This window comes from Roseburia sp. 1XD42-69, assembly GCF_003612565.1.
Classification (GTDB): domain Bacteria; phylum Bacillota; class Clostridia; order Lachnospirales; family Lachnospiraceae; genus Roseburia_B.
Genome location: NZ_RAZG01000037.1, coordinates 18,502 through 37,868, shown reverse-complemented (window position 1 = coordinate 37,868; position 19,367 = coordinate 18,502). Strand labels below are relative to the sequence as shown.

Annotated in this window: 21 protein-coding genes, 2 tRNA genes and 1 other RNA gene; 20 read left to right on the top strand and 4 right to left on the bottom strand. The window is 42.9% G+C overall.

Annotation, left to right across the window (positions count from 1 at the left end; genetic code table 11):
- The first annotated feature begins 120 nt into the window (after positions 1 to 120).
- A complete protein-coding gene (locus D7Y06_RS15710; protein ID WP_120408699.1) occupies positions 121 to 1,422 on the top strand; it encodes a tyrosine-type recombinase/integrase in 1,302 nt (433 codons plus the stop codon).
- Positions 1,423 to 1,453: 31 nt separating this feature from the next.
- Here D7Y06_RS15710 and D7Y06_RS15705 read toward each other — a convergent pair.
- A tRNA-Leu gene (locus D7Y06_RS15705) sits at positions 1,454 to 1,538 on the bottom strand.
- Between the two features lie 154 nt (positions 1,539 to 1,692).
- On the opposite strand from D7Y06_RS15705, the gene D7Y06_RS15700 reads away from it, so the two are divergent.
- The 13 genes from D7Y06_RS15700 (at position 1,693) to D7Y06_RS15640 (ending at position 12,906) form a co-directional block, all read left to right on the top strand.
- Positions 1,693 to 1,776, top strand: a tRNA-Leu gene (locus D7Y06_RS15700).
- A gap of 104 nt (positions 1,777 to 1,880) precedes the next feature.
- Positions 1,881 to 2,456 (top strand): hypothetical protein, encoded by a 576-nt coding sequence (locus tag D7Y06_RS15695; protein ID WP_120408698.1) that lies wholly within the window; start codon positions 1,881 to 1,883, stop codon positions 2,454 to 2,456.
- Positions 2,437 to 3,192 carry a type I 3-dehydroquinate dehydratase gene (gene aroD, locus D7Y06_RS15690; RefSeq protein WP_120408697.1) on the top strand — a complete coding sequence of 252 codons (756 nt, stop codon included), beginning with the start codon at positions 2,437 to 2,439 and terminating at the stop codon, positions 3,190 to 3,192. Before D7Y06_RS15695 ends, aroD begins: the two co-directional genes overlap by 20 nt.
- Before the next feature lie 130 nt (positions 3,193 to 3,322).
- Positions 3,323 to 4,336, top strand: coding sequence for a deoxyguanosinetriphosphate triphosphohydrolase (locus D7Y06_RS15685; protein WP_120408696.1), 1,014 nt, complete (start codon positions 3,323 to 3,325; stop codon positions 4,334 to 4,336).
- A 30-nt stretch (positions 4,337 to 4,366) separates the two neighbouring features.
- The gene (gene dnaG, locus D7Y06_RS15680) at positions 4,367 to 6,148 is read left to right on the top strand and encodes a DNA primase (RefSeq protein ID WP_120408695.1); all 1,782 of its coding nucleotides are present in this window, start codon (positions 4,367 to 4,369) and stop codon (positions 6,146 to 6,148) included.
- Positions 6,149 to 6,185: 37 nt separating this feature from the next.
- On the top strand, positions 6,186 to 7,358 hold the full coding sequence (gene rpoD / locus D7Y06_RS15675; RefSeq protein WP_256387229.1) for an RNA polymerase sigma factor RpoD: 1,173 nt from the start codon (positions 6,186 to 6,188) through the stop codon (positions 7,356 to 7,358).
- Positions 7,358 to 8,062: a tRNA (adenine(22)-N(1))-methyltransferase gene (locus D7Y06_RS15670; protein WP_120408694.1), complete on the top strand. Its 705-nt coding sequence runs from the start codon at positions 7,358 to 7,360 to the stop codon at positions 8,060 to 8,062. The genes rpoD and D7Y06_RS15670 overlap by 1 nt, the downstream gene beginning before the upstream one ends.
- A gap of 6 nt (positions 8,063 to 8,068) precedes the next feature.
- A complete protein-coding gene (locus tag D7Y06_RS15665) occupies positions 8,069 to 8,851 on the top strand; it encodes a Nif3-like dinuclear metal center hexameric protein (RefSeq protein ID WP_120408693.1) in 783 nt (260 codons plus the stop codon).
- Positions 8,852 to 8,875: 24 nt separating this feature from the next.
- Positions 8,876 to 10,534, top strand: coding sequence for a nucleoside kinase (locus D7Y06_RS15660; RefSeq protein WP_120408692.1), 1,659 nt, complete (start codon positions 8,876 to 8,878; stop codon positions 10,532 to 10,534).
- 28 nt (positions 10,535 to 10,562) lie between these two features.
- Positions 10,563 to 10,908, top strand: an RNA gene (rnpB, locus tag D7Y06_RS15655) — RNase P RNA component class A.
- A gap of 110 nt (positions 10,909 to 11,018) precedes the next feature.
- Positions 11,019 to 11,414 carry a hypothetical protein gene (locus D7Y06_RS15650; RefSeq protein WP_120408691.1) on the top strand — a complete coding sequence of 132 codons (396 nt, stop codon included), beginning with the start codon at positions 11,019 to 11,021 and terminating at the stop codon, positions 11,412 to 11,414.
- A 9-nt stretch (positions 11,415 to 11,423) separates the two neighbouring features.
- Entirely contained in the window at positions 11,424 to 12,284 is an 861-nt protein-coding gene (locus tag D7Y06_RS15645; RefSeq protein WP_120408690.1) for a DUF5685 family protein, read from the top strand.
- 1 nt (position 12,285) lies between these two features.
- Positions 12,286 to 12,906, top strand: coding sequence for a J domain-containing protein (locus tag D7Y06_RS15640; RefSeq protein ID WP_120408689.1), 621 nt, complete (start codon positions 12,286 to 12,288; stop codon positions 12,904 to 12,906).
- Positions 12,907 to 13,005: 99 nt separating this feature from the next.
- On the opposite strand, the gene D7Y06_RS15635 is transcribed toward D7Y06_RS15640, so the two are convergent.
- Positions 13,006 to 13,446 (bottom strand): aspartate carbamoyltransferase regulatory subunit, encoded by a 441-nt coding sequence (locus D7Y06_RS15635; RefSeq protein WP_120408688.1) that lies wholly within the window; start codon positions 13,444 to 13,446, stop codon positions 13,006 to 13,008.
- The gene (gene pyrB / locus D7Y06_RS15630; RefSeq protein ID WP_120408687.1) at positions 13,446 to 14,369 is read right to left on the bottom strand and encodes an aspartate carbamoyltransferase; all 924 of its coding nucleotides are present in this window, start codon (positions 14,367 to 14,369) and stop codon (positions 13,446 to 13,448) included. The genes D7Y06_RS15635 and pyrB overlap by 1 nt, the downstream gene beginning before the upstream one ends.
- 228 nt (positions 14,370 to 14,597) lie before the next feature.
- On the opposite strand from pyrB, the gene D7Y06_RS15625 reads away from it, so the two are divergent.
- The 3 genes from D7Y06_RS15625 (at position 14,598) to D7Y06_RS15615 (ending at position 16,228) form a co-directional block, all read left to right on the top strand.
- The gene (locus D7Y06_RS15625) at positions 14,598 to 15,464 is read left to right on the top strand and encodes an NAD(P)/FAD-dependent oxidoreductase (RefSeq protein WP_120408700.1); all 867 of its coding nucleotides are present in this window, start codon (positions 14,598 to 14,600) and stop codon (positions 15,462 to 15,464) included.
- 15 nt (positions 15,465 to 15,479) lie between these two features.
- Positions 15,480 to 15,791, top strand: a complete 312-nt coding sequence (gene trxA, locus D7Y06_RS15620) for a thioredoxin (RefSeq protein ID WP_120408686.1) — start codon at positions 15,480 to 15,482, stop codon at positions 15,789 to 15,791.
- A gap of 92 nt (positions 15,792 to 15,883) precedes the next feature.
- Entirely contained in the window at positions 15,884 to 16,228 is a 345-nt protein-coding gene (locus D7Y06_RS15615) for a putative ABC transporter permease (protein ID WP_243119354.1), read from the top strand.
- Between the two features lie 97 nt (positions 16,229 to 16,325).
- On the opposite strand, the gene D7Y06_RS15610 is transcribed toward D7Y06_RS15615, so the two are convergent.
- Positions 16,326 to 16,724 carry a PH domain-containing protein gene (locus tag D7Y06_RS15610; RefSeq protein WP_120408684.1) on the bottom strand — a complete coding sequence of 133 codons (399 nt, stop codon included), beginning with the start codon at positions 16,722 to 16,724 and terminating at the stop codon, positions 16,326 to 16,328.
- Between the two features lie 139 nt (positions 16,725 to 16,863).
- Between D7Y06_RS15610 and D7Y06_RS15605 the strand changes: the two genes are divergently transcribed.
- The 3 genes from D7Y06_RS15605 (at position 16,864) to D7Y06_RS15595 (ending at position 18,497) form a co-directional block, all read left to right on the top strand.
- Positions 16,864 to 17,043 (top strand): hypothetical protein, encoded by a 180-nt coding sequence (locus D7Y06_RS15605; RefSeq protein WP_120408683.1) that lies wholly within the window; start codon positions 16,864 to 16,866, stop codon positions 17,041 to 17,043.
- Positions 17,044 to 17,145: 102 nt separating this feature from the next.
- Positions 17,146 to 17,685 (top strand): PadR family transcriptional regulator, encoded by a 540-nt coding sequence (locus tag D7Y06_RS15600; protein WP_120408682.1) that lies wholly within the window; start codon positions 17,146 to 17,148, stop codon positions 17,683 to 17,685.
- Complete coding sequence (locus D7Y06_RS15595; RefSeq protein WP_120408681.1) at positions 17,682 to 18,497, top strand: alpha/beta fold hydrolase; 816 nt, start codon at positions 17,682 to 17,684, stop codon at positions 18,495 to 18,497. Before D7Y06_RS15600 ends, D7Y06_RS15595 begins: the two co-directional genes overlap by 4 nt.
- Positions 18,498 to 19,367 lie beyond the last annotated feature (870 nt).

Sequence of the window (19,367 nt, the reverse complement as noted above, 5' to 3'; positions counted from 1 at the left end):
TGACAACTGAATAACTGCCAGATATTGAATTTTCAAGGTGCATAGCTAAAATCTATGTGCGAAGTTTGAGTAATAGATAATAATTCGATTGATTTATTGAAATATATTGAAGAACACGGTATGATAGATTTAACATATGTGCAAGAGCAAATTGAGATGAAGAAAAGAGAGGAGATATTAAGCAAACATCAATATTCTATATGGTTTAATGAAAAAGAAAATGTTTGGTACAGTTATCTGCCAGACGTTTCTAAACCACATAACAGAAGAAAAATAAAAAGAAAAAGAAAGCATGATTTAGAAGATATGATACTTGAATACTATACATCATGCAAGGATGATGTAGACGAACAATCAAAAGCATCATTGTCTCTGGAAAGTTTGTTTTATGAATTTATGAAGTATAAAGTAAACGAAGTAAACAGCGGAACAGTGAAACGGATGATGGCAGACTGGAACAGATTCTATAAGCCAGACAAAGGATTTATATCCATAGCTTTAAATAATCTTACTAGGATTAACATTGATGATTTCTTTAATTCAGTTCTAGTAACACACAATTTAAAAAAGAAAGGATTTTATAATATGTGCGGAATTTTGAAACAGATGTTAGAGTACGCTGTAGATGCCGAATACATAGAAAAAAATCCATACCGTGTAAAAGTAAATAAGAAGAGGTTTGCGAGCAATGGTAAAAAGTCCAGCGAAAAAGAAGTGTTCCAGGCTGGTGAGAAGGAATTGTTCATTCAAGAAATGGAAAGAAGATTGAGAAGTAATCCGTCAAATACAGCACCTTTAGCCATTCTCCTTGATTTTGAATTAGGGACAAGGAAGGGTGAAATACTGGCAATCAGCAAATCGGACATTCTTGGTGACAGAATCCATATACATAGGCAGCTTGTAGAAGAATTTGATACAGGCAATCTTGATCATATTAAAAGTAAAGGATTTTATGTTGTGGACTATACAAAATCTGAAGACGGGGACAGATGGCTACCATTGACGACCAGAGCGAAAGAAATCATAAAATGGGTAGAATTGATAAACGAGGAATACGGATATAATTTTAAAGATTTCCTGTTTGTGAAAAATGGAAATTGCATTTCACCGGATGCAGTGGATGCCCAAATGAAAAGAGGGTGTGAACATATAGGCATTCCAGTAAAGACAATGCATAAGATCAGAAAAACCTATGCATCAACATTGCTACACAATGGAGTTAATATTAGTATAGTAAAAGATATGCTGGGACATGCAGATGAATCAACAACCTTGAAGCATTATATTTACAATACAGAAAACAGCCGAGAGACAGACGAGAAGGTATTAAATGCTTTGGGAGAAGAAAAAACGTCAAAAAGTGACCAAAGTGACCAAAAGATAATATCATTCACAAAAATAAAAAAGGCCAAAAGCTCTTGAAAAATCAACGCTTTCAGCCTTCTTACAAGAATGCGGAAGATGGGACTTGAACCCACACGAGCGCATTGCTCACAAGATCCTTAGTCTTGCTCGTCTGCCAGTTCCGACACTTCCGCATGTCTGTGATGTTGAATCACCGACGACTTAAATATCTTATCAAATCTAAATTCATATGTCAATAGAAAATTACAAAAAATTTGTAGAAAAAATTATTATTTTCCTCTTGACTTTATGTTAAAAAAAGGGTAATATAATTTTTGTCAGTTTTCTGCAGGAATGGCGGAATTGGCAGACGCGCAGGCTTCAGGTGCCTGTGGCAGCAATGTCGTGAGGGTTCAAGTCCCTTTTCCTGCATGATTTTAAGAGGAAATCTTTCGAGAGAGGGATTTCCTCTTCTTTGTATCGTCTGTACAGAAATGTGCTGATACGTTGAGAATTTGGCAAAAGAGGAGAGAAATATGAAAAATTTGGCAGTTATTTTTCCTGGGTTGGATTACAGCCTGGAAAAGCCTTTGTTGTATTATGCGGGAAAGAGTGTTCGGAATTTTGGATTTGAAGTTGTGGAAGTTTCTTATGGAAAGCTTCCTGAGGGGGACAGACAGAAGGTTTTGGACTATGCTTTGCTGGCGGCAAATGTTGCGGTAAACAAGATTTCTTTTGAGGCTTATGACAATATATTTTTTATCTCTAAGGGAAATGGGACGGCTGTGGCAGGCAGTATTTTGCAGAATATGATTCAGAAAGTGTACCATATACTGTTTGCTCCCATAAATGATGCGGTATCATCCTTTAGCGAGGATTGCCTGGTGTTTACCAGCAGCAAAGATGATACCATACATATAGATGAGGTGATGAAGCGACATGGGGAGATAGCCTTTGAGCTTCACGTATCCAAGGAGGCGGACCACAATCTGGAACTGGGAGATGCTTTGAAAGATATTTTTATGCTGCGGAAGGTCCAGGAAATTTGTCAAAGATATATCGGAAGAAGAATTTCCTTAAAGGAGGCCGGGGATGAAACCAGTAATTGTTAGAAATATAAGAATCGGGGAAGGGATTCCTAAAATATGCGTTCCCATTGTGGGGAGGAACAGGGAAGAAATTTTGCAGGAAGGGGAAAATTTATTATCTGTCCAGGCGGATTTGGCAGAATGGCGGGTGGATTTTTATCAGCACAGTGATTCCAAAGAGAGAGCAGTGGAAACGGCAGGGCTGCTCCGGAAGGTTTTAGGGGATATTCCCCTGCTTTTTACATTCCGCAGCAGGGGGGAAGGCGGAGAAAAAGAGATTTCGTGGGAATATTACAGAGAATTAAATTTGGCAGCGGCATCCAGCGGTTTTGTAGATTTGGTGGATGTGGAGGCCTTTTTTCATAAAATCCCGGCAAGAGAGCTGATAGAGGAATTGCACCGGGCAGGGGTAAAGGTGATTGGCTCTAATCACGATTTTAATAAGACCCCGAATCAGGACGAAATGATAAAAAGGTTGAAAGAGATAAGGGAGTTAGGGGCGGATATACCCAAAATTGCGGTTATGCCCAATTCTCCGGGGGATGTGCTCACGCTTCTTAGCGCAACGCTTAAAGTGGCAGAGAGCGGGATGGATTGCCCCATTATAACCATGTCTATGGGAAAAGACGGAATGGTGAGCAGAATTTCCGGTGGAACCTTTGGCTCGGCCCTTACCTTTGGGACAGTGGGAAAAGCCTCGGCCCCGGGGCAGATTCCAGTGAAAGAGTTAAGAGAGATGTTGGAGATTCTAAAGGGATAAGGGGAAAATCACATAATCTTTTAAAATTATTAAAAAAGATTGAAAAAAATAAAGGAAAAAGTAATTTTGTGCGGAATATATATTTATAGAGGTTTTTTACAAAGTTGTCAGATAAAACAGGAGTCAGATGATGACAATCCGTGAGAATATAGAGAAAATGGAACAGGAAATGTTAAGTCCCTACGCTACCTTAAGCATCCATTCCAAGGGGAGGGAGAGGAAGGAGGAGCCCTGTGATATCCGGCCTGTTTTCCAAAGGGACAGGGACAGAATTTTGCACTGCAAATCATTCCGCCGCTTAAAGAATAAAACACAGGTATTTTTGACGCCCAAAGGGGACCACTACCGCACCAGGTTATCCCATACCCTGGAAGTTTCCCAGAATGCCAGAACCATTGCAAAGGCGTTAAGGTTAAATGAAGATTTAGTGGAGGCCATTGCATTGGGCCATGACCTGGGGCACACGCCTTTTGGCCATGCGGGGGAGTTTTTGCTGAATTCCCTGTGTGAGGAGGGGTTCTGCCACAGCAGGCAGAGTGTCCGTATTGTGGAAAAACTGGAAAAAAATGGGAGGGGGCTGAATTTAACCTGGGAGGTGAGGGACGGCATTTTAAACCATCAGACTTGTTCCACACCTCACACCCTGGAGGGGAAAATTGTCCGGCTTTCCGATAAAATTGCCTACATCAACCATGATATTGACGACGCCATCCGGGCGCATATTATGGTGGAGGAGGACATCCCAAAGGAGTTGAGAAATACCCTGGGAAAAACTACGAAAGAGCGCCTGAATACCTTGATACATAATATCATTACCAACAGCATGGGCAAAAACGACATTATGCTTTCCAAGGAAGTGGGGGAGGCCATGGGTGAACTGCGTTTGTATATGTTTCGGCACGTGTATAAAAATCCTGTTGCTAAGGGGGAGGAAGTAAAGGCCAGGGCATTGCTTCAGCAGCTTTTTGTGTACTACATGGATCATGTGGAATTAATACCGGGGAAATATCTGGCTATGATGGAGCAGGGGGAAAAGCAGGACCGGGTGGTATGCGATTATATTTCTGGAATGACAGACCAGTATGCCATTGCCAAATTCAGCGAGTATTTTCTTCCCCAGGCTTGGCAGGTGGACGGATATTAATGTTTTCTACAGGAGGCAAACAGGGAATAGATGCCATTTTTTGATGAAAATTTAATAGAGGAAATCCGTTCCAGAAACGACATTGTGGATGTGATTTCCGGCTATGTGAGACTTAAGAAAAAAGGAAGTAATTACTTTGGGCTGTGTCCTTTCCACAACGAGAAATCCCCTTCCTTTTCTGTTTCCCAGGGCAAACAGATGTATTACTGTTTCGGATGCGGGGCGGGAGGGAATGTATTTACCTTTCTCATGGAATATGAAAATTTCTCTTTTGGGGAGGCGGTGGAAGCATTGGCACAGCGGGCGGGGGTGGATTTGCCCAGGCAGGAAACTCCCGGCATGAGACAGGAAGCGGATTTGCGCCAGAAGCTTTTGGAAGTGAACAAAGAGGCGGGGAAATTTTACTATATGATGCTTCGCAGCCAGCAGGGCAGCCGTGCTATGGAGTATTTTGTAAAAAGGGGACTATTAAAAGAAACCATGCAGAAATTCGGGCTGGGATGCTGTGGCCAATACAGTGATATGCTCTACCGTTATCTTAAGCAGAAGGGATATGAGGATTCCCTGTTAAGGGACAGCGGCCTGATTACTTACGATGAAAGGCATGGGGGGCGGGACAAGTTTTTTAACCGGGCCATGTTTCCCATAATGAATGTGTATAATAAGATTATAGGGTTCGGGGGCAGGGTAATGGGGGACGGGGAACCTAAGTATTTGAATTCTCCGGAGACAAAGATTTTTGATAAGAGCCGCAATTTGTACGGGTTAAATTTTGCAAGAATCACCAAAAAGCCCCAGCTTCTTTTGTGCGAGGGATATATGGATGTAATAGCGCTGCACCAGGCGGGATTTGACAATGCGGTGGCGTCTTTAGGTACTTCCCTTACCAGCGGACATGCCAGTCTTTTAAAGCGCTATACAAAAGAAGTGTATTTAACCTTCGACAGCGACGGGGCGGGGGTGAAAGCCGCCTTAAGGGCGATTCCCATTTTAAAGGAGGCGGGGCTCTCTGTAAAAATTATTAATATGGAGCCTTACAAAGACCCGGATGAGTTTATCAAGGCTTTGGGCCCAGAAGAGTACCAGAAGCGGATTGAGGGCAGCGAGAACAGTTTTCTCTTTGAACTCCGTATGCTGGAGAGGCAGTTTCACCTGGATGACCCGGAGGGAAAAACCGCATTCTATAACGAGGCAGCCAGGAGGCTTCTCGGTTTTACTGAGGAACTTGAGCGGAATAATTATATCGAAGCCGTGGCGGAAAAATACCAGATTGGATTTGAAAATTTAAGGAAACTGGTGTACCGCATGGGAACTATGGAGGGGATGGCAAAGAGGGATAAGCCGTTAAAGTCTTTTAACCAGGAAAAAACCAGGAAAAAAGAGGACGGCATGAAACAGTCCCAAAAACTGCTTTTAACCTGGCTTGCATCGGATACGGCCTGGTTTCACAGGTTAGGGCCGTATATTACCCCCATGGATTTTACAGAAGAGCGCTACAGAAAGGTGGCCCAGATGCTCTTTGAACAGTATGAGAGTACCGGGGAAGTAAATCCTGCACAGATTATCAGTCTTTTTGACGGACAGGAGGAACAGAGGGAAATTGCATCTTTGTTTCACGCCAGAATAAAGGACTTGGAATCTAAGGCAGATATGGAAAAAGCGCTGAAAGAGACGATTATACGGGTAAAGAGAAATAGCATGGAGAAGCGTTCTTTGAGTCTTGATCCAACGGATTTAGAAGGGCTGCAGCAGCTCTTAAAAGATAAGCAGAGACTTCAAGAACTGGAAAAACTGCATATTTCTATTGAATAGGGACAGAATAGTTTACAAGAAACGAGAGGAAAAAAGCATGGAAGAAAAGAATAGCAGATCTGCAAAGAGCGGCAAAAAGCCAAAAGCGGAGGTCATTTCAGCAGAAAAGATTGCCAGAGTGGAGAAGTTAAACGCCAAATTAAAAGAATTGGTGGAAATGGCAAAAAAGAAAAAAAATATTCTGGAATATCAGGAAATTAATGATTTTTTTCAGAATATGGAGCTGAATGCAGAGGAGTTTGAAAAAATCTTGGATTGTCTGGAATCCAATAACATTGATGTGCTCCGTATCAGTGATGACGACGATGACGATGATATTCTTTTGGATGATGAGGAAGATATCGAGGTAGAGAAAATTGATTTGTCCGTGCCGGACGGCGTTTCCATTGAGGATCCGGTCCGTATGTATTTAAAGGAAATCGGAAAGGTTCCCCTTTTAAGTGCAGAGGAGGAAATTGAGCTGGCAAAGCGTATGGAATTGGGGGACCAGGAGTCTAAGAAGCGTTTGGCGGAGGCAAATCTACGTCTGGTGGTTTCCATTGCAAAAAGGTATGTGGGACGGGGAATGCTGTTCCTTGACCTGATTCAGGAGGGCAACCTTGGATTGATTAAAGCGGTGGAGAAATTTGATTACCGCAAGGGATACAAATTTTCCACCTATGCTACCTGGTGGATACGCCAGGCAATCACAAGGGCCATTGCAGACCAGGCAAGAACAATCCGTATTCCGGTTCATATGGTGGAGACGATTAATAAGCTGATCCGTGTGAGCAGGCAATTATTACAGGAGCTGGGAAGGGAACCTACCCCGGAGGAAATTGCCGAGGAGATGAATATGCCCGTGGAGCGTGTACGGGAGATATTAAAGATTTCCCAGGAACCTGTCTCTCTGGAAACCCCCATCGGTGAGGAGGAGGACAGCCATCTGGGTGATTTTATCCAGGATGACAACGTGCCGGTTCCCGCAGATGCAGCGGCGTTTACCCTGTTAAAAGAGCAGCTCCAGGAGGTTCTTGGGACTTTGACAGAGCGGGAGCAGAAAGTTCTTACCCTCCGTTTTGGTCTGGAGGACGGGAGAGCCAGGACATTGGAGGAAGTGGGAAAAGAGTTTAATGTCACAAGAGAGCGAATCCGCCAGATAGAAGCAAAAGCTTTGCGCAAGCTGCGCCACCCAAGCAGAAGCCGCAAACTGAAAGATTATTTAGAATAATGATTCGATTGTCAAAAAGGCTGACCCTTCTTTCACAGATGGTGACGGAGGGGCATGTGCTGGCAGATGTGGGGACAGATCACGGATATATTCCCATTTATCTCTTAAAGCAGGGGAAAATACCAAGGGCCATCGCCATGGATATCCGACAGGGTCCTCTGCTTCGGGCAAGAGAACACATTGAGGAATATGACTTGGGTGGATACATAGAAACCAGGCTTTCTGACGGAGTGTCGTCCCTCCATGAGGGGGAGGCGGACACCATATTAATCGCAGGCATGGGGGGAGGGATTATCCTTCACATTTTGGAAAAAGGAAGAAATGTGATTGAAAGTGCCAAGGAATTAATTCTCCAGCCCCAGTCGGAAATGGAAAGGGTACGGGAATATCTTTTTCAAATGGGATACGAAATAACCAGGGAAGAAATGCTGTGTGAGGATGGAAAATTTTACCAGATGATAGCCTTATGTCCGGGAGAGAGGGCAAAAAAAGGCCAAAGCCCGCTGTTCTGCCGTTATGGGGAGAGGCTTCTTTTAGAGAGACATCCGGTGTTAAGGGAATATCTTTTATACCGGAAAAGCCAGTATGAGACAATTTTGGACAAGTTGATGAGCCAGCGGGAGAATGCTGGGATTCGTGAAAGAAAAGAGCAAATTAGATTAGAGCTTGCCTATATCAATGAGGCACTGACGTATTGGAGATGATGTGAAATGGTATGTGAAGAGATTATGCAAATTTTGGAAGAGCAGTCTCCGGCTGCGCTGGCATGTGACTGGGACAATGTAGGACTTTTGATTGGAAGCCCGGAAAAAGAAGTGAATAAAATTTATGTTGCTGTGGACGCCACGGAGGAAGTGGTGGAGGAAGCGGTTAATTCCGGGGCAGATTTGCTTTTAACCCACCATCCCATGATTTTTAAAGGGGTAAAGCAGATTACATCCGGTGATTTTCTGGGAAAGCGAATCATAAAATTAATACAGAGTGATACGGCGTATTTTGCCATGCACACAAATTTTGACGTCCGGGGAATGGGGGAGCTTGCCGGGGCAATTATGGGATTGAAGGATGACTCAGTCCTATCTGTCTCCGGGGAATATAACGGCGCTCCCGTGGGTATGGGCCGTGTGGGAAATCTTCTGGCTCCTATGGATTTAGGGCACTGTGCCGAATTTGTCAGGGAAGCTTTTTCTTTAAAGCAGGTAAAAGTATTTGGGGATACAAAGCGCCTGGTTATGCGGGCGGCAATCTGCCCGGGTTCCGGGAAGAGCTTTATTCAAAATGCCATTGAGGCAGGGGCAGGGGTTTATATCACCGGGGATATTGACCACCATGACGGACTTGACGCAGTGGAACAGGGGCTTTGTATAATAGATGCAGGCCATTACGGGCTGGAACATATTTTTGTTTCCTATATGAAAAATTATCTTACGAAAAGGTGTGAAGGGGTGGAAATCCTCACGCAGGATTTGGCGTTTCCCTTCTGGGTGCTTTAGTGATTTGGCCAAGGAGGTTTTTGCATGGATGAGATTGTTTGTTTTACTATTCTTGGGGAGAAAAAAGAATATAAAAAGGGCACGAAATTTGCAGATATTGCAAAGGAATATCAAAAAGAGTACAAAGATGATATTGTCCTTGTCTCTTTAGACAACCGTTTAAGCGAGCTTTTTAAGCCTGCGGAAAAGGGGGGGAATCTGTCTTTTGTCACGACCGGGGATACTGCCGGGAGAAAGGCTTACAGGAGAAGCGTGACTCTTATGATGCAGAAAGCAGTGCATCACATTTTGGGAAATGACAATTCCAGGGTGCGGGTATGTCATTGTATCAGCCAGGCTTATTACTGTGAACTGGTGAATTACGGAAAACCAGGAGAAAAGTTTGTGGAAGCTTTAAAAGAGGAAATGCGCCGTATGGTGGAAAAAGAAATCCCTATTATGAAAGATACCCTTACCACAGACGACGCAGTAAAACTTTTCCATGACCTGGGAATGACAGATAAAGAGCGTCTGTTTCGCTATCGCAGAAGCTCCAGGGTAAATATTTATTCCCTGGACAATTACATAGATTACTTTTATGGATTTATGGTTCCAAACACCAGTTATCTGAAATATTTTGATGTTCAGATCTACGGAAATGGATTTGTGTTGATGTTTCCAAATGAAAATACAAAAGAGGTGGCGGATTTTACGCCTTCCGCAAAGCATTTTGAGACCTTGAAGGAATCCAGCAAATGGGGCCAGACCATGGGAATCGGAACGGTGGGTGCATTAAACGATGCCATTGCCTCCGGCAGAATGCAGGAGATTATTATGGTGCAGGAGGCATTGATGGAGCAGAGAATCGGCCAGCTTGCAAACCAGATTAAAAACGCCGGAAGCAAAAAGTTTGTGATGATTGCAGGTCCTTCCTCCTCGGGGAAGACTACTTTTTCCCACAGGCTATCCATCCAGTTATCCGCCCTGGGATTAAAACCCCATCCCCTGTCTTTGGACAATTATTACATTGACCGCACTTTATGTCCCAGGGATGCAGAGGGGAACTTTGATTTTGAGTGTCTCGAAGCTCTGGATGTACAGAAGTTTAATCTGGATATGTGTGACCTTCTTGCAGGGAAAACTGTGGATATGCCCACGTTTAATTTTAAAACCGGAAAGCGGGAGTATAAAGACAGGTTGATGACCCTGGGGGATAATGATATTCTGGTGATTGAGGGAATCCACGGCTTAAATGACAAATTAAGCCACACCCTTCCGTCAGAGAGCAAATTTAAAATATTTATCAGTGCCCTGACACAGATTAATATTGACGAACATAATTATCTCCCTACTACAGACGGAAGGTTAATCCGCAGAATTGTAAGGGATGCAAGGACCAGAAATACCACGGCGGAGGAGACGATTGCCATGTGGAGGTCTGTGCGGCGGGGGGAGGAAAAGTATATTTTTCCTTTCCAGGAAAGCGCCGATGTTATGTTTAACTCCGGTTTGATTTACGAACTGGCAGTATTAAAAGCCTATGCGGAACCTCTTTTGTTCCACATAGATAAAGATTCCAAAGAGTATATTGAGGCCAAAAGGCTGTTAAAGTTTTTGGATTATCTTCTTCCGGTGCCCAGCGAGGATATTGCAAAGAATTCCATTATCCGGGAATTTATCGGGGGAAGCATGTTTAACGTATAAGAGTTGTGAAATAATAGGATATACAGGATAAGTAGAATAAATGATCGCGGCTGCAGAGACGAAAGGCTGCAGGTGAGGAAAGTCCGGGCTTCACAGGGCAGGATGCCGGATAACGTCCGGTGGAGGTGACTCCAAGGAAAGTGCAACAGAAATAAACTACTCCGGAAACGGAGAAAAGGTGGAAAGGCAGTGTAAGAGACTACCGCCCTTCTGGTAACAGAGGGGGCACATGTAAACCCCATCCGAAGCAAGACCGAAACAAAGCGTTGACGTGGCCCGCCAGCTTTAGGTAGGTTGCTTGATGTGGCTGGCAACAGTCATACTAGATAGATGATCATTCACGACATAACCCGGCTTATCGTTCTGCTTATTCTAATGAAATTATAAAAACTTTCTTAAAAGATAATACCTCTGTTGACACAGAAAAGAAGATGGGAGTAACATAATTTTAGTTTCAGTTATTTTGTGCTTGGGAGGTATTATTATGAAACAAAAATTACAGCAGTTTATGTACGGCAGATATGGTTTTGATGAATTGTCCAAAATATATCTTGCACTGACGATTTTTTGTATTGTAGTGTCTTTGTTTGCAAAAAATTCCTTTTTCTATGTAGTGGGAATCGTACTTTTGATTTATACCTATTACCGGGCTTTTTCCAGGCAGACGGCCAAGAGACAGATGGAAAATCAGAAATTTTTAAATCTTCGCTATCAGGCCAAGGTAAAACAGAATAAGCGGAAAGTCCACAGAGAACAGAAAAAGATATACCGCTTTTATAAATGTCCCTCCTGCAAACAGACGGTAAGGGTTCCCAAGGGAAAAGGCAAGATATGCATCACCTGTCCAAAATGCCAAATGGAATTCATAAAGAAAAGTTAGGAAATGCTCATGTTTGGATATATTAATATTAACCGGAATCAATTGACAGAGGAGAGCAAAGAGGCCTATCAGGCTTATTACTGCGGTTTGTGCCAGAAACTTAGGAATAATTTTGGCGCCAAGGGACAGATGCTTTTAAATTATGACATGACGTTTCTTATTGTTCTTTTGACAGGCCTCTATGAGTTAGAATCCCAGAAACAGGAATTTACCTGCCCCATGCATCCCACCAGGAAGCAGACGGCCTGGCTGAATGAGGCCACAGGATATGCGGCGGATATGAATCTTCTTTTGGGATATCATAATCTGGAAGATGACTGGAAAGATGACAAGTCTTACACGAAAAAGGCCCTGGCAAAAATTCTTGAGAAGGATTATGTGAATGTGAGGGAAAAGTACAAAAGGCAGGCAGAAGCCGTGGAAACTTATATGGAAAAGTTAAAGGCGGCAGAGGAAGATAAAGAGCAGAATCTGGATGTAACCGCAGGGCTTACGGGGGAGATGATGGGAGAGATTTTCGACTGGAAAAGAGACGAGTGGTCGGAGGAACTTCACTGTCTCAGCTTTTATATGGGAAAATTTATCTATCTGATGGACGCCTATGAGGACATGGAGAAAGATAAGAAGAAAAAGCAGTATAATCCCTTGCGTTTAATGGCAGACCAGTGCCAGGGGGATTTTGAGACATTTTGTAAATTGATGCTCACCAGTATGATGTCAGAGTGCGCCAGGTCTTTTGAGCGCCTTCCCATATTGACCCATGCGGATATTTTGCGCAACGTGCTCTATTCCGGGGTATGGTCTAAATATGAGTATTTGCAGTTAAAGAAGAAAAAGCAGCAGGAAAAGAAAGTTAAACGAGGAAAATAGTATGTCAAATCCCTATGAGGTGCTGGGTATCTCCCCCAGTGCCAGCGATGAGGAAATTAAAAAAGCATATCGGAACTTAAGCCGGAAATACCATCCGGATGCCAATATCAATAATCCAAACAGGGAGCAGGCGGAAGAAAAGTTTAAGCAGATTCAGCAGGCGTATGACCAGATTATGAAAGAGAAACAATATGGCAGCAGTTACGGCTATGCCGGTGGATACTCTTCTGGTAACGGCTATGCCGGCAGAGGGGGTGGCAGCCAGGAATCCATACAGCTTCAGGCTGCGGCAAACTATATTGCTAACCGCTGTTATGACCAGGCGCTTCATGTGTTAAATGACATTCCTTTTTCACAGAGAGGGGCAAGATGGTATTACTTCAGTGCGGTTGCCAATGCAGGCACCGGGAATAATATGACGGCAAAGCAGCATGGGGCAAGGGCAGTGGAACTGGAACCAAGCAATCTGGAGTACCGGCAGTTTTTGCAGCATTTGGAATACGGAGGAACGTGGTATTCCAGTATGGGACAGGGATATGAAAGGCCTTATTCCGGCAGCAGCTGGTGCTTAAATATGCTGCTATTGAACATGTTTTGTAATTGCTGCTGCAGGCCGTGTTAAAAAAGGCCGGATAAAAGGATAGAAAATGCAGGATTTTATTCAGTGCGTTTTCTATCCTTTTTTATGTCACAGTAAAAATAAAGGGCTGTGAAAAAAGACTTATTTTCTGTATTTCTTTTTTTTCTGCTGTTCTTCACAGTACTTGCACCGGTAAACTTCTTTTTCCGGGTCGGTGAGAATAAATATCTGGTCCAATTCCTGTTCTATGGAAGTGATGCATCTGGGATTTTTGCATTTTATGACATTGACAATCTGTTTTGGCAGATGGAGTTTTTTCTTTTCCACGATGTTGTCATTTTTTATGATATTAACCGTGATATTGTGGTCAATAAATCCTAAAATATCAAGGTCAAGGGCATCGATGGGGCATTCCACCTTAATCATGTCCTTTTTTCCCATTTTGCTGCTTCTGGCGTTTTTTATAATGGCCACGGAACAGTCTAACTGCTCCAGTTTTAAATCTTTGTAGATGGAAAGGCTTGTGCCTGCCTGGATGTGGTCTAAGACAAAGCCTTCATGGATTCCGCTTATATTTAACATCAGGGTTCCTCCTTCCATTTTAACAGGGTGAGAATGAGTGCCATTCTGATATAGACACCGTACTGAACCTGTTTAAAGTATACGGCTCTTGGGTCATCATCCACTTCCACGGAAATTTCATTGACACGGGGCAGGGGGTGGAGCACCAGCATATCCTCTTTTGCCAGGGCAAGTTTTTCTTTGGTGAGAATGTAGAAATCTTTCATCCGCACATAGTCTTCCTCGTTGAAGAAACGTTCTTTCTGTACCCTTGTCATGTAAAGGATGTCCAAATCCGGCATGGCGTCCTCTAAGCGTTCCATCTCCACAAAGGGAATTTTGTGCTTTTCTAAGACATCCTGCCTGATATAGCTGGGAATCCTTAATTCCTCGGGGGAAATCAGCACAAATTTAATATTGGGGTAGCGAATCAGGGCGTGAATCAGGGAATGTACGGTACGGCCGAATTTCAAATCACCGCACAGGCCGATGGTGAGATCTGAAAGCCTTCCCTTTAAAGAGTGGATCGTCATTAAATCTGTGAGGGTCTGGGTGGGGTGCTGGTGGCCGCCGTCCCCGGCATTGATAACCGGAATCCCTGATTTTGAGGATGCCACAAGGGCAGCGCCTTCTTTGGGATGGCGGATGGCACAGATATCTGCATAACAGGAAATGACCCGGATGGTGTCAGAAACGCTTTCCCCTTTGGCGGCTGAACTGGAATCAGCGCTGGAAAAACCTAACACAGAGCCGCCTAAATTTTGCATGGCAGCTTCAAAACTAAGCCTTGTTCTGGTGCTGGGTTCATAAAAACAGGTGGCAAGTTTTTTCCTGTCACAGGCATGTGCATATTTGTCAGGATTTTTTTCAATATCACTGGCCAGATGCAAAAGATCGTCCAATTCTTCTACAGTCAGGTCCAAAGGGCTCATCATATGGCGCATAGAAATCTAGCCTCCTTATTCTTGCCCGCAAAGGGCGGTATTGTGTACCCAGAAGACATTTTGCCCCAGGGTATTTTTGTTTGAATATAATCTCTTGATATCATATACTTTTAAAGAGGAAAATACAAGAATTTTTTATCCACTTTTCTAAAAAACATGGTAAAATAGATTATGAAATACAAAATAATGGAAAATACTATAAACAGTAAGAAAATAAAAGGAGTTCATATGGAAAAATATGACATTGCGATTATAGGAACCGGGCCGGCAGGAATTTCCGCCGCAATTACTGCCAAATTACGGAATAAAAATATTTTGCTCTTGGGAAACGGCAGGTTCAGCGATAAGATAGAGAAAGCCCAGAAAATTTACAACTATCCCGGATTTCCAGAGGTATCGGGTCCGGAACTGGGGGAGGCCTATGCATCCCATTTAAAGGCAATGGAAATTGAAGTGACGGAGGATAAGGTAAATGCGGTATACGCCATGGGGGAGAGCTTCGCAATCCAGGGAACAGGGAATAATTATGAGGCGGATTCCGTGATTCTTGCCACAGGCGTCCACCATGGAAAAACTTATCCCGGGGAACAGGAGTTTTTAGGCAGAGGGGTGAGCTACTGTGCCACCTGCGATGCCCCTTTGTACAAAGGGAAGAGAGCCGCTATCGTGGGATTTTCCCCCAAGGAAGAAAAGGAAGCGGAATTTATGGCGGAGACGGCAGAGGAAGTATTATATTTCCCTATGTATAAAGAGGACGTTGCATTATCCGGTGATATCAAAGTGATTCGGGAGAAACCGGTGGCTGTGGAAGGAAAAGAAAAAGTAAAGCGGTTTGTCACGGACAAAAATACCTATGAGGTGGACGGGGTATTTTTCTTACGGGAGAGCGTGGCACCTTCCCAACTGGTGCCGGGGCTTTCCATGGAGGGTTCCTATGTCCAGGTGGACAGAAGCATGGAAACAAGCATAGAGGGGTGTTTTGCCTGCGGTGATATGACAGGACTGCCTTTTCAGTACGTGAAATCTGCCGGAGAGGGAAATGTGGCGGCATTGTCTGCTGTTTCTTATCTGGATGGAAAAAATAAAACGAAATAGGAGGAAGGATTTAGTATGGTTTTGAAGATTACAGATAAAGAATTTGACAAGGTAAAAAAAGAAGGGGTGTCAGTGATTGATTTTTCCGCCACCTGGTGCGGCCCCTGTCAGATGCTTGCACCGGTATTTGAGGAAGTTTCCGTGGAGCTTGCCGGCTCGGCCTCATTTTACAAAGTAGATGTGGATGAAAGCCCTTCTCTGTCCAGGGAGTTTACGGTGCAAAGCGTTCCCACTTTAGTGGTAATGAAAAATGGGGAGCAGATGGAGACCCAGGTGGGATTTCAGCCAAAGAAGAATTTGATTAAACTGGTGAAAAAATATTTGTAATGTATAATATTTTTTAAGCTGTATATCCTATTTCCATGAAAAAACATCAATTAGAAAAAAACTTTGCCATCTGCGGTTTAACCGGATGGTGCATGGAAATTATCTATACATCCCTGGGCTCTTTCCGAAAAAAAGACCTGAAATTAATGGGAAATACATCTGTGTGGATGTTTCCCATCTATGGCCTGGCGGCGGTGATTGGTGAGGCGTACCCTCTTTTAAAAAAATGTCCCACACTGCTTAGAAGCGGCATTTACGGGGTGGGAATTCTGTCTGTGGAATATATGAGCGGAAGTTTCCTGAAGCGCCACAATTTATGCCCTTGGGATTACAGCAAGGCAAAACTGAATATTGACGGATTAATCCGGCTGGATTATCTGCCCCTTTGGATGGGGGCAGGGCTGATTTTTGAAAAAATTTTGTGCAGGGAAGGATAGTCACATATATCCTTTGGATGTGCCATGGAAAAAAGGCTGTGAGTAAGGGTTCTCTTTGTCAGAACTCTTGCTTTACAGCTTTTTTCTGTGTGCCGTATTATGAAATATCATCCGAATTTATGCCGATGTCATAGGTTGTGACGGTTCTCCGTTTTATGCGTGCCTTTTCTGAGGCCTCCAAAATAAAATTTTTTACTTCTTTTGCCTGTTTGATATGTACCAGGGTTAAATCAGGATTGGTGATATCCCCGGAAAAACATTCCACTGTGCCAAGGCCAAAAATTTTCTCCATCAGTGTCTGGGTCAGGCGCACATCCTGGATTTTGTACATGTAGCAGTCATTTTCCACTGTCTTAAAGAGACCTTCATCCATGGTAAGCATGGAGGGTGTAATGATATATTTGGTGAAAGTCCAGGGAAGCCCGAAAAATAGCAGGCGTTTTCTTAAATTGTAAACAACTTCTTCATTTTCTTTCTGATTCATTTCTTCTGACATATGGTTCTCCGTTTCCGTGGGTATTTTTATGAATATGAGTATACATGATTTTGTGCCGCACTGCAACAGAAATCAATGGGGGAACCATATGAAATTTCAGGCATATGATAGAGTGAAAACCAGCAGCGGAAAATAAAAAATGAATAAAGATTGCATATGTGGTTATAACAGGAAAGATTTGAATGGGTTTCCTCCTCAGCATCAAAGGGAGCAGCCGGGACTGGAGTATCTTATAAATCCCCTTCCCGTATCGGAGTGGGAGAAAAAATGTGGAAAATTGGAGGGAAAGGCACGAAACGAATATTCTATTGACAATTAATTCACAAAGATGTAAGATAAATATGTTACTAATAGTAATATATGAAGGGAAGTCCTTTAGACATAATTGTATGTCCAAAAAGAAGGACAAAAAAGAGGAAACATGGATCATATAATACTTGGGCTTTTGCTTTTGCAAAGCAGAACAATTTATCAGTTAAGGGAACGGGTTGGCAAAGGGATGGATTTAATGTACAGCAGCAGTATGGGCAGCATACAGGCAGCGGTTAAAAAACTGCTGAATACTGGAGATATCTGTTTTACGGAAATTGTGGAAAAAGGGAGACATAAAAAAATCTATTCTATCACGGACAGGGGGAAGGCATGCTTTTTTCAATGGATAAACAGCCCCTTTGAATCGCTGGGCACAAGAAACCCGGAATTGGTAAAGGTATATTTTATGGGCTTTTCAGATAAGACAAGCCGCAGAATGAATATTGAAAACTATCTTTCCCAGTTGACGGAAAAATATCATATATTACAGTCTATTTGCCATGAGGGGGAAAGTATGAGTGTCACGGAAGAAAACAGGGATATCATTTTTTATCAGCTTGCGGCGGCTCGTTACGGAAGGGATTTTATGAAATTCAATATAGAATGGTATAAAAAACTAATCAAGGAAATGGAGGGCGAAAACCAATGAAACAGTTCCGGTTAGATTCTTCTCCCATTGTATATTACGTCGGCGGGAATAATCACAAGGAGTGGATCCTATTTCTCCATGCCGCATTTGTGAGCCATAAAATGTTTCAATCCCAGTTTGCATATTTTGAAAGCCGGTATAACATATTGGCGGTTGATATTATCGGCCATGGAAAATCAACAGAGACGAAAAAAGGCGACAGTATAGAAAAAATGTCGGCATGGATTTCTGATATTTTGAAAGCAGAAAAAATTGATCAAGTACATATAGCAGGTGTTTCCTTAGGCGCCGTATTGGCACAGGATTTTGCAAATAAGTATCCGAAATCGGTAAAATCCCTTGCCTGTTTCGGGGGATATGACATTAATCATTTTGATGTAACTATGCAGAAGGAAAACAGCGCCTCACAGATGCTAATGATGTTTAAAGCGCTCTTTTCCATTAAGTGGTTTGCAAAAGCAAATAAGAAAATATCAGCCTATACCCAGGAGGCGCAAAATGAGTTTTATGATATGAATATTCAATTCCCCAAAAAATCATTTAGGTATCTGGCATCTTTGGGCTGTATGGTAAACGTACATCAGACGAAACCAAGAATGTATCCTTTGTTGATTGGGTGCGGAGAGTTTGATATACCAATGGAACGCAGGGCAGTGGAAATGTGGAAAAGCGCAGAGCCCCAGGCGGAAGTCGTGATTTTTGAAAAGGCAGGGCATTGTGTAAATATGGATGTGCCCCAGAGGTTTTGTAAAGTGATGGAAGAATTTTGGGAAAACGCAACAATAAATCGCAAGGAGACAGTAAAATGTTGAATATACATATCAAATAGAACATTTACAAGATTCCGTGTATGAATGCTTATGTACGGTAAAGAAGCAAGCAACCGAAAACAAGAGATAGACCGCCAGCACCGCTCTATGAAGAATATCCCATTACAGTATGCGGTAAGATAGTTATCCTCACCAACGGGGAACTTGCCGCCATTGAAAACGGGCATATCGACAGGGATACGGAGGACAGCATAAAATCCCGGCTTGTTGCCGCATTGTTCAAGTTCCGTTTTGATGAACAGAAAGTATAAGAAATCGCTTTTATTTTTTGAAAAATGGATATATAATAAAGCAACGGCAAATCGGGATTTGAAGGAGGAGAAAGAATTATATCACCGTACAGGATTTACTGGCGATTATTATGATTTTGACGATGCGGAAAAGCTGATTTCGTTTATTAAAACAGGGAAACGCTATCTCATTTTCTGCTTGTAAAAACCACATCAGTTTTTATGTATGGGAGAAAGCGATTGAAAGTATTGCAGAATGGTGTTTGAGTTGATTTGATAGAATCTCATTTATCGGGTAGACAGGGAGCAGACGCACTTCTCCAAGTCTGCGCTGGGCAGTCCAAAATCTGAACGCATGGGTGGATGTTGCAAGGGCTGAAATCATGGAAAAGTATCAGCCGGGGGAGCATATCATTTAAAATAGGTTCCATGCCTTATTTTTTTGCCCTGAAATGTAAATTTTTTGTGAATCTGATTAAAAAGTCCTTTACAAAACCTCACTGGCCAAACGGCGAAGTCGATTTTAATTAGCTGCGGCGCAAGGTTATCCCCATTCGACATTCACTCCACATTGTTGTGTCTGCTGCCTTACACAAAATTTTGAGTTTTTTCTTTATCTGGT

Coding starts and splice junctions, on each gene's coding strand:
- D7Y06_RS15635 (WP_120408688.1), bottom strand. CDS start 13,446: ATGTTAAATATAAGCGGAATCCATGAAGGCTTTGTCTTAGACCACATC.
- D7Y06_RS15610 (WP_120408684.1), bottom strand. CDS start 16,724: ATGTCAGAAGAAATGAATCAGAAAGAAAATGAAGAAGTTGTTTACAAT.
- D7Y06_RS15605 (WP_120408683.1), top strand. CDS start 16,864: ATGAATAAAGATTGCATATGTGGTTATAACAGGAAAGATTTGAATGGG.
- D7Y06_RS15650 (WP_120408691.1), top strand. CDS start 11,019: ATGAAACAAAAATTACAGCAGTTTATGTACGGCAGATATGGTTTTGAT.
- rpoD (WP_256387229.1), top strand. CDS start 6,186: ATGGAAGAAAAGAATAGCAGATCTGCAAAGAGCGGCAAAAAGCCAAAA.
- D7Y06_RS15710 (WP_120408699.1), top strand. CDS start 121: ATGATAGATTTAACATATGTGCAAGAGCAAATTGAGATGAAGAAAAGA.
- D7Y06_RS15665 (WP_120408693.1), top strand. CDS start 8,069: ATGGTATGTGAAGAGATTATGCAAATTTTGGAAGAGCAGTCTCCGGCT.
- D7Y06_RS15695 (WP_120408698.1), top strand. CDS start 1,881: ATGAAAAATTTGGCAGTTATTTTTCCTGGGTTGGATTACAGCCTGGAA.
- trxA (WP_120408686.1), top strand. CDS start 15,480: ATGGTTTTGAAGATTACAGATAAAGAATTTGACAAGGTAAAAAAAGAA.
- dnaG (WP_120408695.1), top strand. CDS start 4,367: ATGCCATTTTTTGATGAAAATTTAATAGAGGAAATCCGTTCCAGAAAC.
- D7Y06_RS15685 (WP_120408696.1), top strand. CDS start 3,323: ATGACAATCCGTGAGAATATAGAGAAAATGGAACAGGAAATGTTAAGT.
- D7Y06_RS15660 (WP_120408692.1), top strand. CDS start 8,876: ATGGATGAGATTGTTTGTTTTACTATTCTTGGGGAGAAAAAAGAATAT.
- D7Y06_RS15600 (WP_120408682.1), top strand. CDS start 17,146: ATGGATCATATAATACTTGGGCTTTTGCTTTTGCAAAGCAGAACAATT.
- D7Y06_RS15625 (WP_120408700.1), top strand. CDS start 14,598: ATGGAAAAATATGACATTGCGATTATAGGAACCGGGCCGGCAGGAATT.
- D7Y06_RS15645 (WP_120408690.1), top strand. CDS start 11,424: ATGTTTGGATATATTAATATTAACCGGAATCAATTGACAGAGGAGAGC.
- D7Y06_RS15670 (WP_120408694.1), top strand. CDS start 7,358: ATGATTCGATTGTCAAAAAGGCTGACCCTTCTTTCACAGATGGTGACG.
- pyrB (WP_120408687.1), bottom strand. CDS start 14,369: ATGCGCCATATGATGAGCCCTTTGGACCTGACTGTAGAAGAATTGGAC.
- aroD (WP_120408697.1), top strand. CDS start 2,437: ATGAAACCAGTAATTGTTAGAAATATAAGAATCGGGGAAGGGATTCCT.
- D7Y06_RS15595 (WP_120408681.1), top strand. CDS start 17,682: ATGAAACAGTTCCGGTTAGATTCTTCTCCCATTGTATATTACGTCGGC.
- D7Y06_RS15615 (WP_243119354.1), top strand. CDS start 15,884: ATGGAAATTATCTATACATCCCTGGGCTCTTTCCGAAAAAAAGACCTG.
- D7Y06_RS15640 (WP_120408689.1), top strand. CDS start 12,286: ATGTCAAATCCCTATGAGGTGCTGGGTATCTCCCCCAGTGCCAGCGAT.